This window comes from Microbacterium songi (assembly GCF_042747925.1).
Classification (GTDB): domain Bacteria; phylum Actinomycetota; class Actinomycetes; order Actinomycetales; family Microbacteriaceae; genus Microbacterium.
In genome coordinates this window covers 226,872-243,745 of the sequence record NZ_JBHZIE010000001.1, presented here as the reverse complement: position 1 = coordinate 243,745, position 16,874 = coordinate 226,872, and the positions used below count along the sequence as shown (strand labels likewise).

The 16,874-nt window shown below is 69.4% G+C and carries 12 protein-coding genes; 6 read left to right on the top strand and 6 right to left on the bottom strand.

What is annotated here, in order from left to right:
• The first annotated feature begins 124 nt into the window (after positions 1-124).
• Positions 125-904 carry an IclR family transcriptional regulator gene (locus tag ACFM35_RS01290; protein ID WP_378837364.1) on the top strand — a complete coding sequence of 260 codons (780 nt, stop codon included), beginning with the start codon at positions 125-127 and terminating at the stop codon, positions 902-904.
• A 77-nt stretch (positions 905-981) separates the two neighbouring features.
• On the opposite strand, the gene ACFM35_RS01285 is transcribed toward ACFM35_RS01290, so the two are convergent.
• The 5 genes from ACFM35_RS01285 to gabT all read right to left on the bottom strand — a co-directional run bounded on the left by ACFM35_RS01285 (position 982) and on the right by gabT (position 7,632).
• Positions 982-2,349: an NAD-dependent succinate-semialdehyde dehydrogenase gene (locus tag ACFM35_RS01285; RefSeq protein WP_378837362.1), complete on the bottom strand. Its 1,368-nt coding sequence runs from the start codon at positions 2,347-2,349 to the stop codon at positions 982-984.
• A 43-nt stretch (positions 2,350-2,392) separates the two neighbouring features.
• Positions 2,393-3,961: an APC family permease gene (locus ACFM35_RS01280; protein ID WP_378837359.1), complete on the bottom strand. Its 1,569-nt coding sequence runs from the start codon at positions 3,959-3,961 to the stop codon at positions 2,393-2,395.
• Positions 3,958-4,848, bottom strand: a complete 891-nt coding sequence (locus ACFM35_RS01275; protein WP_378837357.1) for a universal stress protein — start codon at positions 4,846-4,848, stop codon at positions 3,958-3,960. The genes ACFM35_RS01280 and ACFM35_RS01275 overlap by 4 nt, the downstream gene beginning before the upstream one ends.
• Complete coding sequence (locus ACFM35_RS01270) at positions 4,845-6,212, bottom strand: flavin monoamine oxidase family protein (RefSeq protein WP_378837354.1); 1,368 nt, start codon at positions 6,210-6,212, stop codon at positions 4,845-4,847. Before ACFM35_RS01270 ends, ACFM35_RS01275 begins: the two co-directional genes overlap by 4 nt.
• A gap of 61 nt (positions 6,213-6,273) precedes the next feature.
• Positions 6,274-7,632 (bottom strand): 4-aminobutyrate--2-oxoglutarate transaminase, encoded by a 1,359-nt coding sequence (gene gabT, locus ACFM35_RS01265; protein WP_378837352.1) that lies wholly within the window; start codon positions 7,630-7,632, stop codon positions 6,274-6,276.
• A gap of 93 nt (positions 7,633-7,725) precedes the next feature.
• Here gabT and ACFM35_RS01260 point away from each other — a divergent pair, with 93 nt between their 5' ends.
• Entirely contained in the window at positions 7,726-9,243 is a 1,518-nt protein-coding gene (locus ACFM35_RS01260; protein ID WP_378837350.1) for a PucR family transcriptional regulator, read from the top strand.
• A gap of 49 nt (positions 9,244-9,292) precedes the next feature.
• Here the strand turns inward: ACFM35_RS01260 and ACFM35_RS01255 are convergent, their stop codons facing one another.
• Positions 9,293-10,771, bottom strand: coding sequence for a helix-turn-helix domain-containing protein (locus ACFM35_RS01255; protein ID WP_378837348.1), 1,479 nt, complete (start codon positions 10,769-10,771; stop codon positions 9,293-9,295).
• Between the two features lie 140 nt (positions 10,772-10,911).
• Here ACFM35_RS01255 and aceA point away from each other — a divergent pair, with 140 nt between their 5' ends.
• The 4 genes from aceA to ACFM35_RS01235 all read left to right on the top strand — a co-directional run bounded on the left by aceA (position 10,912) and on the right by ACFM35_RS01235 (position 16,832).
• On the top strand, positions 10,912-12,228 hold the full coding sequence (aceA, locus tag ACFM35_RS01250; RefSeq protein ID WP_378837345.1) for an isocitrate lyase: 1,317 nt from the start codon (positions 10,912-10,914) through the stop codon (positions 12,226-12,228).
• A 37-nt stretch (positions 12,229-12,265) separates the two neighbouring features.
• Entirely contained in the window at positions 12,266-13,948 is a 1,683-nt protein-coding gene (aceB, locus tag ACFM35_RS01245; RefSeq protein ID WP_378837343.1) for a malate synthase A, read from the top strand.
• A gap of 149 nt (positions 13,949-14,097) precedes the next feature.
• The gene (locus ACFM35_RS01240; RefSeq protein WP_378837341.1) at positions 14,098-15,579 is read left to right on the top strand and encodes a dihydrolipoyl dehydrogenase family protein; all 1,482 of its coding nucleotides are present in this window, start codon (positions 14,098-14,100) and stop codon (positions 15,577-15,579) included.
• A 29-nt stretch (positions 15,580-15,608) separates the two neighbouring features.
• A complete protein-coding gene (locus tag ACFM35_RS01235; protein WP_378837338.1) occupies positions 15,609-16,832 on the top strand; it encodes a pyridoxal phosphate-dependent aminotransferase in 1,224 nt (407 codons plus the stop codon).
• The last annotated feature ends 42 nt before the right edge of the window (positions 16,833-16,874 follow it).

Genomic DNA, 16,874 nt, shown 5'->3' with positions numbered 1-16,874 from the left:
TGGCCGGCGTTCCGTATTACGAACCGGCTGTCTTGTAATACGGACCAAGGTAGCAGAGGGTGGAGAAGCTGTAAAGGCGAGCGGGGCACTCCCCCGCCGTACACTGAAATCGATCGGAGGGTTCATGGACGAGACACGTGGCGCCGCGTCACCCGTGGGCAGCGTCGACAAAGCCCTGACCTTGATCGAGGTGCTGGCGGACGCCGGGCCGGACGGTGCGGCTCTGCGCGACCTCGTCGCGGCGACCGGCTTGAACAAGGCGTCCGTCCACCGCCTGCTGCAGGCGCTCATGCACCGCGGGTTCGCCGAACAGGACGTCGCCCAGCGATACCGCCTCGGCAACCGACCGGCCTTGCTGGTCGATCGTTTCCTCAGCGAGGAGAACCTTCCTGCGTTGTTCCGCCCGATCCTCCTGAGCGTCTCGCATCGGGTGCAGGAACTCGTCCACCTCGGCACACTCGAAACGCCGAATGTGCTCTATCTCGACAAGGTCGAACCCGATCGCACGATCCGTGTGTGGTCCCGCATCGGTCGGCAGTCTCCTGCTCTGACGACGGCCCTCGGTCGGGCCATGATTGCCGCGGAGGGGACGCCGGACGATTCGCTGAACGTGTATGAAGCCGCCGCCGACCCTGCGGTGGGTCGACGCTTCCGGCTCGCCGTCGAAGCCGCCCGCGAGAACGGCTACGCGATGGAGCAGGAGGAGAACGAGCCGGGCATCAGCTGTGTCGCTGTCGCCCTCGTGCGACCTGCGGGACGCCCGGTCGCCGTGAGCATCACCGGCCCGACATCGCGGATGTCACCCGATCGTCTCGCCGAGCTCGGGGCGCTCCTACGCGACGAACTGACCGCGGGCGCCCCGCACGGCCTGACCGTCGCACGGCACCGCACCGCCCTCGTGTGACGGCCCGGAGGCCACCCTTCTCCTCGCTCCGTTCCCCCGACGGCCGGCGTCAGCCACCGGCCGGCGAGAGCGCTTCGTCACGGACCGACGCGGACGAGCTTCTTGTTGACGAACTCGTCGGCGGCCAGCAGACCCATCTCGCGACCCGTGCCGCTGCGCTTGACTCCACCGAACGGCAGCTCGGGCGAGTCGGCCAGCACCAGATTGACGTAGACCATCCCGGCGTCGATCTTGTCGGCGACGCGCTCGGCCTGCGCCTCGTCGGTCGTGAACACATACGAACCGAGACCGAACGGGGTGTCGTTGGCCACGGCCACCGCCTCGTCCTCGTCCGCTACGCGGTAGACCACACCGACCGGGCCGAAGAACTCCTCGCGGTAGGCGTCCATCTCGGGGGTGACGTCGGTGAGAACGGTCCCGGGGTAGTACGCGCCGTCGCGGGTTCCGCCGGCGGCGAGCGTCGCGCCCTGCGCGACCGCCCTGTCCACCTGGTCGGCCAGCCGTTCCGCGGCGACGAGGGAGGAGAGCGGGCCCAGCACGGTGTCCTCCGCCAGGGGATCCCCCACCTTGGCTCCCGACATGGCCGCGACGAACTTCTCGAGGAAGGGCTCGTAGAGCGCGTCGGCGACGATGAAGCGCTTCGCGGCGTTGCACGACTGTCCGGTGTTGTCCAGCCGCGCTTCGACGGCCGCGGCCACCGCACCATCGAGGTCGTCGGTGGAGAGGAGGATGAAGGGGTCCGAACCGCCCAGCTCCAGCACGACCTTCTTGAGGTTGCGACCGGCGATCTCGGCGACCGCGGCACCGGCGCGCTCGGATCCCGTCACGGACACGCCGTGCACGCGGGGGTCGGCGATGACCTCGGCGGCCTGATCGTTCGTGATGTAGAGGTTCGTGTACGCGCCCTCGGGGAAACCCGCGTCCCGGTAGATCTTCTCGATCGCAGCGGAGGACTCGGGGCACTGCGGGGCGTGCTTGAGCAGGATGGGGTTGCCGATCAGCAGGTTCGGTGCCGCGAAGCGGGCGACCTGGTAGTACGGGAAGTTCCACGGCATGATGCCCAGCAGCGTCCCCAGGGCCGAGCGACGGATGACCGCGGTGCCCTCACCCAGGATGTCGATGGGCTGATCCGACATGATCCTCTCGGCGTTGTCGGCGTAGAACTCCGTGATGTCGGCGGCGAAGTCGACTTCGCCGAGCGCGGCGGCCAGCGGCTTCCCCATCTCGCGGACGATGGTTCCGGCCAGTTCGTCACGGCGTTCGCGATGCAGTTCGGCCGCGCGCCGGATGAGAGCGGCGCGCTCGGTGACGCTCGACGACCGAGCCCAGCCTCGAGCCGCAGCATCCGCCGTCGCCAGCGCTTCCTCGAGCTGCTCGGCCGTCGCCGTGGGATAGGTGGCCAGGGTCTCGCCCGTCGCCGGGTTGATGACCGCGTAGTCGGACATGTGCCGAACCTTTCGTTTTGTGCTGTCTCGGAGGTGGGGGTGGTCAGCGTCGGCGTGCGCGGCTCGAACGGCGCAGGCTCTCGGGAGCATCGACGGACAGCGTCTGGCCGCGGAAGAACGCGGGGCGCTTGATCGACTGCCAGATCATGATGCCGATGCCGACGACGATGATCGTGACGCCGAGGATGAACACCAGTCCCACGCCGCCGATCTCGGATCCGCTGCCGTACTCGGGGTTCATGCTGTCGATGAGCGTGGTGACGAACAGCACGCCCAGGATGACACCCCCGACGAGCGGGAACAGGAACGTGAAGAACACATTGCGCACGGAATCGAACCACTGGTGGCGGAAGTACCACACGCAGGCGAAGGCGGTGAGGCCGTAGTAGAAGCAGATCATGATGCCGAGCGTGAGGATCGTGTCCGACAGGACATTGGTGCTCACGACGCGCATGATCGCGTAGAAGCCCGCCGCGACGACGGCGGAGACGATCGTGGCGAAGCCGGGGGTGAAGTACTTCGGGCTCACCTTGGCGAACCGCTCGGGGAGCGCGCCGTAGTGCCCCATGGCGAGCAGGGTGCGCGCCGGCCCCACGAAGGTCGACTGCAGCGACGATGCTGAACTGGTGAGCACCGCGAGCGAGACGAGCGCGGCCAGGGGGCCGAGGATCGGACCGGCGAGAGCGAAGAACGCGTTGTCCTGGATGTCGGGGTTGCCCAGGCCGTACTCGCCGTCTCCGATTCCCGCGAACATGATCATCGAGACGGCCAGCAGCAGGTAGAGCGCGACGATCGTGATGACGGTGATGGTCGCGGCGCGGCCGGGCGTCTTCTCGGGGTCCTTCGTCTCCTCGTTCATCGTGAGGGTGACGTCCCATCCCCAGAAGATGAAGATCGAGAGGGAGAGCCCCGCGGCGAAGGCGCTGAAGGACGACACCTCGAACGGGTTGAACCACGACCAGTCGAAGGGTGTCGCGTCGAAGGCGTTGCCGTTGTTCACCTGCACGATGGCGACGATGGCGAACAGCAGGAGCACGACCACCTGGAAGCTGACCAGGAAGTACTGCAGCTTCTGCGTCGTCTGCATGTCGCGGTACGAGACCACGGTGGCGCCGAGCACGAACAGCAGACAGACGGCGATGTTGATCCAGATCACCGACGCGAGATCGGCGATGCCGGCGTTGCCGGTGAGCTGCGAGATCAGGAGGAAGAGGAAGTCGACGGCGATGCCGGCGAGGTTGGACAGCACGATCACGGTCGCCGCGATCAGCCCCCACCCGGCCATCCACCCGATCCACGGACCGAAGGCACGGGCAGCCCATGTGAAGGAGGTGCCGGAGTCCGGCATCCGGTTGTTGAGCTCCCGATAGCCGAAGGCGACGAGCAGCATCGGGATGAAGCCGACGAGGATGATCGCGGGCACCTGTACGCCCACGGCCCCCACGGTGGGTCCGATCGCGGCGGTGAACGTATACGCCGGGGCGATGCAGGAGATGCCGATGACGACCGCGCCGATGAGGCCGACGGTGCCCGCCGACAGGCCCTTGCTGCTGATGCCCCCGGTCTCTGCGGTGGTGGTCGTCGCTGTGGCGTCAGCGTCGGGTGCGCTCATCGCACGGCTCCTTCGTCGGTGGTGCGCGTGCGGGGGACGACGATCATCGGGACGGGCAGTTCGTGCAGCATCTTCGCCGCGGTCGAGCCGAGGAACAGGCGTCGAGGCTGGGCGAGACGGCTCGAGCCGACGACGGCGATCTCGCCCGGCTCCCAGCTCAGATGGGCGACGGCATCCTCGATGCTGTCGCCGCGGGCGACGACCGCCTCGGCGTCGAGGCCGTGGGGCAGCTCGGCGCGTGCCTGGGTGACGACCGCGTCGGCGTGGGCCTCACCGGCGATGCGGATCACTCCGGTGTCGACGGTCGCCGGCAGATCGACCGTGACGAGCGAGAGCAGGCGCAGTTCGGCCGATGCCGCGGTCGCGAGCGAGATCGCCTCACTGAGCAGCGCGTCGGCCCCGGGGCGGGTTCCCACGGCCGCCGTGATGCGGGTGACTCCGGACGAAGGATCGATCCGTCGCGTGCCTTCCGGCGCGAGCACGACGGGCACGTCGGAGGAGTGCAGCAGTTCCGTCGCGACCGTTCCGAGACGGTGCCGTCCGCGCAGCCCACCGTTGGCTGCTCCGATGACGATGTGCGTCGCGTCGTGCTCGTCGGCGATCACGAGCAGGCCCTCGGCGAACGAGTCCGCGTAGCGGACATGCTCCTCGTGCCGGACCGACTCCGGAAGCGAGGCCGCGGCCTCTTCGAGCCAGGTGCCCGCCTGGGCACGCAGGTAGCGGTCGTAACTCGCGTCGGGTGGCGTGATCACGCTGCGCTCGTCGCCCGGGAGGACGACGACGATGTCGAGCGAGGCACCGGATGCCGCGGCCAGGCGCGCACCGAGCGCCACGGCATCCGCCCCCGTGTCCGTCGCGGTGTAGCCCACGACGATGCGGTGACTCACGCGCGATCCTCGGCCAGGATGTTCGCCGCCGCCAGACGGCCCATGCGGATCGCACCGTCGACGTGCTGGTAGCCGGCACCCGCCAGATCACTGCACGCGAACTGGATCGGTCCGACCGGCGTGCGGAGGTCGTTTCCGTAGCGCGACAGCCCGCCGAGGTCGAAGCTCGCGGCGTAGGCCCCACGAGTCCACTCCTCGGTGCCCCAGTCGCTCTCGTAGTAGACGATCGGGTCGAGCGCCTCGGGACCGTAGTAGTGCGAGAGCGACTCGAGGATGCGCTGCTTTCGCTCGTCGGGTGAGAGGAGGAAGACGTCGTCGGCGTGCTGGTCGGAGACGAAACCCACCAGGGTGCCGTGCGGGTCGTCGTGGTTGGTGTTGTCGTAGGCCTCGTGCGACAGCTCGTACGGGCTGAACGCGGTGCCGGACAGGCCCTTGTCGCGCCAGAAGGGTGTCTCGTACACCGCATGCACCTTGATCACGAAGCCCATGGACAGGTGCTGATGCAGCTGATGCTGCCGGCGCGGCAGGGGCGGGACGAACGAGATGCGGTTGTACAGCACGGGCGCGACGGCGAGGATCGCATAGCGGGCGCGCACCGTGATGCCGTCGGCGATCGCGGTGACTCCCCCTCCGGCGGCGTCGCCGTACTCGAGGGTGCGCACCGGCTGGCCGAGGAACACGTCCTCTCCGAGTCGCTCGGCCAGCAGCAGCGGAACCTGCTGGAGACCGCCGACGACGCGCTTGTCGAGGATGAAGTCGGCGTCGACGAGATTGCTGAAGCTGCCGGCGCTCGCCGACATCAGCAGCGCCTGCAGGGTGGAGAACGCGTGCGGGGGTTTGGTGAGCATGGCGCCGGCGATGAACAGCGCGAGGTTGTCGACGGCCTCCTTGTCGTCGGTCTGGTCGTACAGCCATCGCTCGAACGAGATCTTGTCGAGCGCCTCGGCGTCGGGGTGCTCCCACGGGCGGTCGGGGTCCATCTGCGCGACCATCGCATCGAGCTTCTCGATGAGGTCGACCATGACCTTCTCCGTGGCCGGCGGCACCGGGAAGATCTCGCCGGTGAAGCGCGTCAGCTCGCCCTGCGCATTGATGTAGACGCTGTCGCCTTCGCGGTAGCGGGAGTACGTCTCCAGCCCCAGGTCGGCGACCGTCTCGATGAGTGCCTCCTGGTCGGGCGAGACCCACTGCCCGCCGAGCTCGAGCATCGCGCCGTCGATCTCATCGGTCCAGAGTCGCCCGCCGACGCGGTCGCGGGCCTCGAGCACCGCGACGGAGAGCCCGGCCTTCTTCAACTCGTTCGCCGCGGTGAGGCCGGCGGCACCCGCTCCGATGATGACGACGTCTCGGGTGATCTCGGTCATGCTGACTTCCTTGTCTTTCGGGTGCAGGAGGGAGTGCGGACCGGTGTGGCCGGGCGCAGGGTCATCGAGAGGCGAGCACGGATGCCACGATATCGAGTCCCTCGTGCAGCAGCGCATCGGAGATGGACAGCGGCGGCAGGAACCGGATCACGTTGCCGTACGTGCCGCACGTCAGGACGATCACACCCTCGGCGATGCATGCCTTCGCGATCGCGCCGGTGAGCGCGGCATCCGGTTCGTTCGTCTCCGGATCGACGAACTCGGCGGCGATCATCGCCCCCCGGCCGCGGATGTCGCCGATGCGCGGGTCGGACGACTGCAGCGCGCGGAGGCGATCGAGGAGCAGTGTCTCGAGCTCGGCGGCGCGCTCGATCAGACCATCGTTCTCGAAGGCGTCGATCGCGGCGACGGCCGCGGCGCAGGCGATCGGGTTTCCGCCGTACGTGCCGCCGAGGCCACCGCCGTGGGTGGCGTCCATCATCTCGGCGCGACCGGTGACCGCGGCGAGCGGCAGACCGCCGGCGATGCCCTTCGCGGTGGTGATGAGGTCGGGCACGATGCCGAAGTGCTCACTCGCGAACATCGCCCCGGTGCGGGCGAAGCCCGACTGCACCTCGTCGGCGATGAACACGACGTCGTTGGCGCGGCACCACTCGACGATGGCCGGCAGGAACCCTTCGGCGGGGACGATGAAGCCGCCCTCCCCCTGGATGGGCTCGATGATGACGGCGGCCAGATTGTCGGCGCCCACCTGCTTCTCGATGAGCGAGATCGCCTTCTTCGCGGCATCCGCCCCCGACAGCCCGTCGCGGAACGGATACGACATCGGCGCGCGGTAGACCTCGCTCGCGAAGGGACCGAACCCGCTCTTGTAGGGCATGGACTTCGCGGTGAGCGCCATCGTCAGGTTGGTGCGGCCGTGATAGGCGTGGTCGAACGCGACGACGGCCTGCTTGCCGGTGTACTTGCGGGCGATCTTGACCGCGTTCTCGACGGCCTCGGCCCCTGAGTTGAACAGCGCGCTCTTCTTGGCGTGGTCGCCCGGGGTGACGCGGTTGAGGGCTTCGGCGACGTCGACGTACGACTCGTACGGAGAGATCATGAAGCACGTGTGCGTGAACTGCGCGACCTGTGCCTGCACGGCCGCCACGACCGCGGGGTGGGCGTTGCCGAGCGAGGTCACGGCGATCCCCGACCCGAGGTCGATGAGCGAGTTGCCGTCGGCGTCGACGATGACACCGCCGCCCGCCGCGACGGCGTGGATCGGCACCGTGTGGCCGACGCCCGCCGAGACGGCGGCCGCCTTGCGGTCCAGGAGTTCCTGGGAACGCGGACCGGGGATGCTGGTGACCAGACGCCGTTCCTGGGGAAGGCCGGGTCCGCCGAGCGGAGTGGTCGCAGGTGCGTCGGTGAGGGTCATGCGGCGAGCGTAGGGCGGCGCGCGCGGGCCCCACACTGTGCGCGGTGTACATTCTGGACGAACCCCGTGTACGCGAAGGACAGGAGCAAGCACATGGCGGCACCCACCGAGACCCCGACTCTGCGTGCGCTGCTGCACCGCGCCGACCTGCAGCTGCGTCTCGAGGGGACGGAGCACGAGCTCGACGAGGGCGCGCTCGATCTGCCGGTGCGATGGGTGCACAGCTCGGACCTCACCGACCCCACGCCGTTCCTGTCGGAGGGCCTCGCGCTGCTGACGACCGGCACCCAGTTCGACTCGGAGGACGCGTACGGTCCGTACGTCGCCCGCCTTCGCGCGCGGGGGGTGCGCGGGCTCGGGTTCGGGACCGAGGTGGCGCGCGACGGCATCCCGGCCGGGCTCGCGGCCGCGTGCCGTGCGCAGCGGATCCCCCTCTTCGAGGTGCCGTACCGCACCCCGTTCATCGCGGTAGCCCGCGCGAACGCCGAGGCGACGGCCGCGCAGGCGTACGCGCGCCGCAGCTGGTCGCTCGCCGCCCAGCGGGCACTGTCTCTCGCGGCGCTCCGCAGCGACGGTCTCGGCGCGACGCTCGCCGAGCTGGCCCGTCAGCTCGGGTGCTGGGTGGGGCTCTACGACGGGGCCGGCACCCTCACCCGCGAGCACCCGACGACACTTCCCGACGCGGTGCGGAACGAGCTCGCGCAGGAGGTGGGCATCGTGCTCCGGCGCGGCGCGCGCGCCGGGTCGTCACTCCGCATCGTCGACACCCCGTTCCAGCTGCAGACACTCGGCCGCGGCGGCCACCTGCGGGGTGTGCTCGCCGTCGGCGCCGGCGACCTCGACCAGGATGCGCGCGGCGTCCTGGTCGCTGTGGTCGCGATGGTGGAGCTCGCCTTCGCTCAGGGCGAGCGGCTCGAGAACGGCCGATCCCGCCTGCGCACGGCCATCCTCGAGGCGCTCGTCGCCGGCGACTCGGCACTCGCCGGGCGGCTCTCGCGGGCCGTCTGGGGGCCTCTCCCCGCGGAACCGTTCGTGCTGGGCTTCGCCCGGCCCGACACCGACGCGATCGACGAGCATCTCGAGCAGCAGGCCGCCGACGGTCGCATCTTCTACGCGCGCGGCGACGAGGGAATCGTCATGATCGTGCCGGAGGCCGACACCACGTCGCTGTCGGCGGTGGCGATGCGGTTCTCGATGCGCGTCGGCGCCTCGGCGCCCGCCGGGTACGACGACACCTCGAAAGCACTGTCACAGGCTCGCGAAGCCCTGGCGTTCGGTCTGCGGTCGTCGCGCGACGGCGTCACCGGCTTCGCCGACGTGGCGGCATCCGGAGTATTGACGAGCCTGCGCTCCGATGCCGCGCGCCTGCGTGCCGACGCCGTCCTGGAGCCGCTCGACGCCTACGACACGGCGCACTCCACGCCGTTGCGGGAGACGCTGCGGGTGTGGCTCGAGCAGGACGCGCGCTTCGATGCGGCGGCCACCGCCCTCGGTGTGCACCGCCACACGGTGCGTGCGCGGATCGCCCAGGTCTCGCGGCTGCTCGACGTCGACCTCGCGGGGTTCCCGGCGCGCGCGGAGGTGTGGGCGGCGCTCCAGCTCGCAGACTGATCGGTTCCCTGCGGGCACATCCGTCCCCCTCATCGCGGGGCGCAGCCGCTCAGCTCGGCGCGTGGGCCTCGAGGAATTCGTACACGTCGGTGGTGTCGACGCCGGGGAATGATCCGGTCGGCAGCGTGGCGAGCAGCGTCCGCGGAGTGCGCACCCCCGGCCAGGCGTTGTCGCGCCATGCACCCTCGAGTTCGGCGGGCGCCCGACGACAGCACACTTCGACGGAGTGCTTCGAGACACCCCGATTGGCCGTGTCGCGGCCGATGAACCACTTCGTGTCATCGAAACGCACCCCCACGCTCACCGAGTGCGCCCCTTCACTGGATGCCTCGACGCGAGCCGTGCACCAGTACGTGCCGTTGCCGGTGTCGGTGTACTGGTAGTAGGGGTTGAACTTGTCGGGCACGTCGAACACGACGCGGCTGGTCCACCTCCGGCAGCACAGCTGGCCCTCACTGGACCCGAGGCGATCGGTGGGGAAGTTCACGTCGTCGTTCTCGTAGGACTTCGTGATGGTGCCCGACTCGTGCACCTTGAGGAAATGCACGGGGATGTCCAGGTGACGTGTCGCGAGGTTGCAGAACCGGTGCGCAGCGGTCTCGTACGAGACCGAGTACGCGTCGCGGAGGTCCTCGATGGAGATCGCCCGGCGTGACTTCGCTTCCTGGAGGGCCGCCACGGCGTGCTCCTCGGGGATGAGCAATGCCCCCGTGAGGTAGTTGGTCTCGACGCGCTGCCGCAGGAACTCCGCGTAGCTGGAGGGTTCGACGTGCCCGAGCACGCGGCTCGACAGCGCCTGCAGCACCGCCGTGCGCGGGTCGCCCTTCGCGGTCAGCGTGCGGGACAGATAGAGACGGCCGTTCTTCAGATCGGCGACGCTGCGCGTGGTCTGCGGCAGGTCGGGCACGTAGTGCAGCGAGAAGCCGAGATGCGCCGCGATGTCGGATGCCGTGCGCTGGGTGAGCGGACCGCCCGGATGATCGACCCGCGCCAGAAGGTCGCGGGCGTGCTGCTCGAGGTCGGGGAAATAGTTGTTCTGCGTGCGCATGAGGCGCCGCAGGGCGACGTTCGCTCGGCGCGCCTCCTCCGGGGTGGCCGCCCTTTCGTCGCGCAGGCGGTCGATCTCGGACTGCAGCGCGAGCATCGCCTTGAGCGCGTCCGTCGGCACCGTCTTGCCGATCCGGAAGGGAGCGATCCCGAGCGCCTGGAAAGTCTGCCCGCGCATGGCGCGCTCCAAACCGATCTCGAGCGTCGCGCGCTCATCGAGCGGTTCCGACTCCCACAGCGCCTCCAGTCCGCTTCCGAGTGCGCGGGCGATCGCGCGAAGGAGCGACAGCTTCGCCTCCCGGCGCCCGTTCTCGATCATCGAGAGCTGACTGGGCACCCGATCGACGGCCGTCGCGAGATCTTCGAGGGTCATGCCGCGCTCCGTGCGCAATTGCCGGATGCGGCGGCCGATCAAGAGGGGATCCACCTCTTCATCGTCCACGGCGTGATGTGCGAGGTCCACGGGCGGTGTCGGGCTCATCGTCGGATTCTGTCACAGAATCAGAATTCCCTCGATTATTCACACATGTTTTCGTCGTCCTCCCCGCGCTCTTTCACTCACAGTGGAATCACGACCACCCGCCGCGGGCTTCGGCCCCGGCATCCGATTGAGGAGACGACATGACGATCCACGCCACCCCCGGCCGGCCGCCCCTCCGCGCGGGCGATCAGACGCAGACCGCCACGGAGATCCGGGAGGTCTGGAACACCGATCCCCGATGGGACGGCATCGAGCGGACGTACTCCGCCGAAGACGTCGTGCGCCTGCGCGGATCGGTCCGCGAGGAATCGACGCTGGCCCGACGCGGCGCCGAGAATCTCTGGAACCTGCTGCACACGGAGGAGTACGTCCGTGCCCTGGGCGCCTACACCGGCGGCCAGGCCGTTCAGCAGGTGCGCGCAGGGCTGAAGGCGATCTACCTGAGCGGGTGGCAGGTGGCCGCGGACGGCAACCTCGCCGGCCAGACCTACCCGGACCAGAGCCTGTACCCGGCCAACTCGGTCCCCGCGGTCGTTCGGCGGATCAACAATGCGCTGATCCGTCAGGACCAGATCGAGTACGCCGAGGGCGAGCTCACCCAGGACTGGATCGCGCCGATCGTGGCGGACGCCGAAGCCGGCTTCGGCGGGCCGCTGAACGCCTACGAACTGGCGCAGTCCCTGATCCAGGCGGGCGCCGCGGGCATCCACTGGGAGGATCAGCTGGCGTCGGAGAAGAAGTGCGGCCATCTCGGCGGAAAGGTGCTGGTGCCGACCCAGCAGCACATCCGCACGCTCAACGCCTCGCGCCTCGCCGCCGATGTCGCCGGTGTGCCGACCGTGATCATCGCCCGCACCGACGCACTGGCCGCGGGCCTGCTCACCACCGACGTCGACGAGCGCGACCAGGAGTTCCTGACGGGAGACCGCACCCCGGAGGGCTTCTACCGGGTGCGCCCGGGCCTGGAATCGGTCATCAGTCGCGGCCTCGCCTTCGCGCCGTACGCCGACCTGCTCTGGGTCGAGACGGGCGAGCCCGACATCGAGCTGGCCCGCGCGTTCGCGACCGCGATCCACGCGAAGTTCCCCGGCAAGCTGCTCGCCTACAACTGCTCGCCGTCGTTCAACTGGAAGCGTCACCTCGACGATGCGCAGATCGCCTCGTTCCAGCAGGACCTCGCCGATCTGGGTTACAAGTTCCAGTTCATCACGCTCGCGGGATTCCATGCCGTGAACCACTCCATGTTCGATCTCGCCAAGGGGTACGCCGAACGCGCCATGAGCGCCTACGTCGACCTGCAGGAACGGGAGTTCGCCGCCGAGGCGGACGGCTACACCGCCACCAAGCACCAGCGCGAAGCCGGCACCGGTTACTTCGACGCCGTCTCGAGCGCCCTCAACCCCGAGAGCGCGACGCTCGCCCTCGCGGGCTCCACAGAGTCCGCGCAATTCCACTGAGACACAGGACCCGCCCCTTCCCACAGAAAGTCAGGCCATGACCCCCACCGCTACGGGCCTCGCGCCCACCACCTCCGCCACCCCGACCCCGACCCCGACCCCGACCCCCGCGATCGAGATCCGAGGACGGCTGGGCGAGCGCTACGACGAGATCCTCACCCCCGAGGCGCTCGCCTTCCTCGCGGAACTGCACCAGCGCTTCGGCCGCCGCCGCCACGACCGCCTTGCCGATCGCCTCCGTCGCCGATTCGAGATCGGAAACGGGCACGACCCGCGCTTCCGCGACGACACGGCGCACATCCGCGAAGACACGCAGTGGCGCGTCGCCGGGGCCGGCCCCGGCCTGGAGGATCGGCGCGTCGAGATCACGGGTCCGACCGACCCCAAGATGACCATCAACGCGCTCAACTCGGGCGCGAAGGTGTGGCTCGCCGACCAGGAGGACGCCACGAGCCCCACCTGGAAGAACGTGATCGAGGGGCAGCTGTCGCTGCGGGACGCGATCCGCGGCGAGCTGTCGTACACCGGGCCCGCGACCGAGACGGGTCCGGGCAGACGGTACGAGGTCACCGCCGAGCGCACACCCACCATCGTGATGAGACCGCGCGGCTGGCACCTCCCCGAGCAGCACATGCAGTTCACGGACCACGCCGGTCGGACGATGTCGGCGTCGGGCTCGCTGGTCGACTTCGGGCTCTACTTCTTCCACAACGCGCAGCGCCTGATCGACGACGGTGCGGGACCGTACTTCTACCTCGCCAAGCTCGAATCCAGCGAAGAAGCCAAACTGTGGGATGACGTCTTCACCTTCAGCGAGGACTACGCGGGGATCCCGCACGGCACGGTGCGGGCGACGGTGCTGATCGAGACCCTGCCCGCGGCGTTCGAGATGGAGGAGATCCTCTACGAGCTGCGCGATCACTGCTCGGGGCTGAATGCCGGCCGGTGGGACTACATCTTCTCGATGATCAAGAACTACCGCGGCCGCGGTGCGAGGTTCGTGCTGCCCGACCGCAGCCAGGTCACGATGACGGTGCCGTTCATGCGGGCCTACACCGAACTGCTCGTCAAGACCTGCCACCGGCGCGGGGCCTTCGCGATCGGCGGAATGAGCGCGTTCATCCCGAACCGCCGCGACCCCGACGTGACCAGGCAGGCGTTCGAGAAGGTGGCCGCCGACAAGAAGCGCGAGGCGGGCGACGGCTTCGACGGCACCTGGGTCGCGCACCCCGATCTGATCCCGACGGCGCTGGCCGAGTTCGACGCGGTGCTCGGCGACCGCCCGAACCAGATCGGTCGTCGGCGTGACGACGTGACGGTCACCGCAGCCCAGCTGCTCGATGTGCACATCGGCCGCCCCGTGACCGAAGAAGGGGTCCACGGCAACGTGTCGGTCGCGATCCGCTACATCGAAGCGTGGCTGCGCGGACTCGGGGCGGTCGCCCTCGACAATCTGATGGAGGATGCCGCGACCGCGGAGATCAGCCGGTCGCAGGTGTGGCAGTGGATCCATCAGGATCAGGTCACCGAGGCCGGCACCCGCATCACCCGGGAGTATGTCCAGTCGCTCGTCGAGACGGTTCTCGGCGAAGTGACACGCACGCCGGGCGATCGGTTCGACGATGCCGCGGAGATCTTCGCTGAGGTGGCGTTGCGGGACGACTTCCCGGCCTTCCTCACCACGAGCGCCTACAGCCGATTCCTCGTCGAGATCGACTGAGGCACGCGTCGATCGGACGACGCGGATGCCGCGGGCAGCCCGTGCCCGCGGCATCCGCCGTTGCATCCTTCCGGCCCCCGAAGGCGCTCCTGGTGCGACACTGGAGGCGCCGTGGGGGTCCGCCCGGCGGCATTGACGAAGGTGCGCCCATGACCTCCCCCGCTGCTGCCGCCCCCTCCGACGCGCCGGATGCGGCGATCGACGTCGACCGGTTCGACATCGCGGTCATCGGTGCAGGGCCTGCCGGTACCGCGGCCGCACTGCGCGCCGCCGAGCTCGGCGCGCGCGTCGTCGTGCTGGAGGCCTCCGACCGCCTCGGAGGCACGTGCGTCAACACGGGATGCGTCCCCACCCGCGTGCTCGCCAAGACCGCACGGCTCATGCGCGATGTGCGGGCGGCCGCGGCGTACGGCATCACGACCGGCCCGGCATCTCTGGACTGGCCCACGACCGTCGCACGGGTTCGCGAGCGGGTCGACCGCGTGCGCGAGGTGAAGAACGAAGGTCCGCGACTCGAGGAGGCCGGCGTCGTCGTCGTGCACGAGGGGCGAGCGCGATTCGTCGACCCGCACACCCTGCGGCTCGATTCTGGTCGGCTGATCTCTGCGACGAGCATCCTCGTCTGCGTCGGCGGCCACTCGCGTCGCCTGCCCATCCCCGGAGCCGAGCTCGCCACCGTGCCCGAGCATGTGCTCGATCTCGCCGAGCGACCCGCCCGCCTCGCGGTGATCGGCGCGGGCAACACGGGCGTGCAGCTCGCGACGGTGTTCGACTCGTTCGGCTCGGAGGTCGTGCTGCTCGATCTCGCTCCGCGCATCCTGATGCCGTCCGACGCAGACGTCGCCGCCGCGGTGACAACGTCGTTCCGCCGTCAGGGCATCGAGGTCGACACGGGAATCGACGGCGTCTCCGCGCTGGCCCGACGGGACGACGGGGCGATCGCACTCACCTGGACGCAGGGCGGCCAGGAGCGCACCGAACCGTTCGATGCGGTCGTGATGGCAACGGGCTGGCCCGCCGACGTCGGGGACCTCGGGCTCGAGAACGCGGGTGTCGAGGTGACCCGCTCGAGCATCCCCGTCGATCAGTACTTCCGTTCGTCCGTTCCGCACATCTTCGCGGTGGGTGATGCCAACGGCCGCGACATGCTCGTGCAGGCCGCACAGTTCGAGGGCGAGGCGGCGGCCGAGAACGCCGTCCTCGACGCCAACCGCCGCACCCCGCACCACCTGCTGCCGGCGGGTGGCTTCACCGACCCCGACTACGCCGGTGTGGGCCTCACCGAGGAGCAGGCGCGCGACCGCGATCCGCGCTGCATCGTGGCCACGGTGCGCTACGCCGACCTGGAGCGCGCCGTGATCGACGATCGTGCGGTCGGCTTCCTCAAGCTGATCTCCGACAACCGGCGCGAGCTGATCCTCGGCGCCCACGCGGTGGGCGAGAACGCCGTCGAGGTCATCCAGTCGGTCACCACGGCGATGGCCGCCGGCATCGACGTCGCGACCCTCGCGGGCGTGCGCTTCGCCTACCCGACCTACAGTGCGATCATCGGCGGTGCGGCGCGCGCCCTCCTGCGGTCGCCGCACGGCGCACGCGCCGAGACCGCCTCGATCGACGACTCCACCGGGTGAACGCTTCGACGCCCCGGTACGCTCGGACCGTGACCGAAAACGCGCCGTCCACCCGCACACCCCTCCTTCTTTCGCGCAAGCTCAGCGCCATCGCCGAGTCCGCGACGCTCAAGGTCGACGCGAAGGCCAAGGCGCTGCAGGCCGCCGGTCGTCCGGTCATCAGCTACGCGGCGGGCGAGCCCGATTTCGCCACACCGCAGTTCATCGTGGATGCTGCGGCCGAGGCGCTTCACAACCCCGCCAACTACCGCTACACCCCCGCGGTGGGGCTGCCGGTGCTGCGCGATGCGATCGCCGCGAAGACCCTCCGCGACTCCGGCCTGGAGGTCGACCCGTCGCAGGTCATCGTGACGAACGGCGGCAAGCAGGCCGTCTATCAGGCGTTCCAGGCGGTGGTGAACCCCGGCGACGAGGTGCTGCTCCCCGCTCCGTACTGGACGACCTACCCCGAGGCGATCGCGCTCGCCGACGGAGTGCCGGTGGAGGTCTTCGCCGGCGCCGACCAGAACTACCTCGTCACCGTCGAGCAGCTCGAAGCCGCACGCACGGAACGCACGACCGTCCTGGTGTTCGTGTCGCCGTCCAACCCGACCGGTTCGGTCTATTCGCCCGAGCAGACCGCGGCGATCGGGCAGTGGGCGCTCGAGCACGGCATCTGGGTCATCACAGACGAGATCTACCAGAACCTGGTCTACGACGGCGTGCGTGCCGTCTCCATCGTCGAGGCCGTCCCCGACCTGGCCGCGCAGACGATCCTCGTCAACGGTGTCGCCAAGACGTATGCGATGACGGGCTGGCGGGTGGGCTGGATGGTCGGGCCGAAGAACGCGATCAAGGTCGCCGCGAACCTGCAGTCCCACCTCTCGAGCAACGTCAACAACATCGCGCAGCGGGCGGCGCTCGCCGCTCTCACCGGTCCGCAGACCGAGGCCGAGGACTTCCGCGCCGCATTCGATCGGCGCCGGAAGCTCATCGTCGAGGAGCTCTCGAAGATCGAGGGCGTGAACGTCCCCACGCCGCTCGGCGCGTTCTACGTCTACCCGGACGTCTCGGGCCTCCTCGGTCGGGAGTGGGCGGGCGTCACGCCGACCACGTCGCTCGAGCTCGCCGACCTGATCCTCGAGAAGGCCGAAGTCGCGGCCGTGCCGGGCGAGGCGTTCGGTCCGAGCGGGTACCTGCGCTTCTCCTACGCCCTGGGCGACGACCAGCTGGTGGAGGGGATCCGCCGGCTGCAGGAGTTCTTCCAGAGCTGAGACGGGCGGGCGGAGCGACCCGGCTTCCGGCAGATGCCCGGC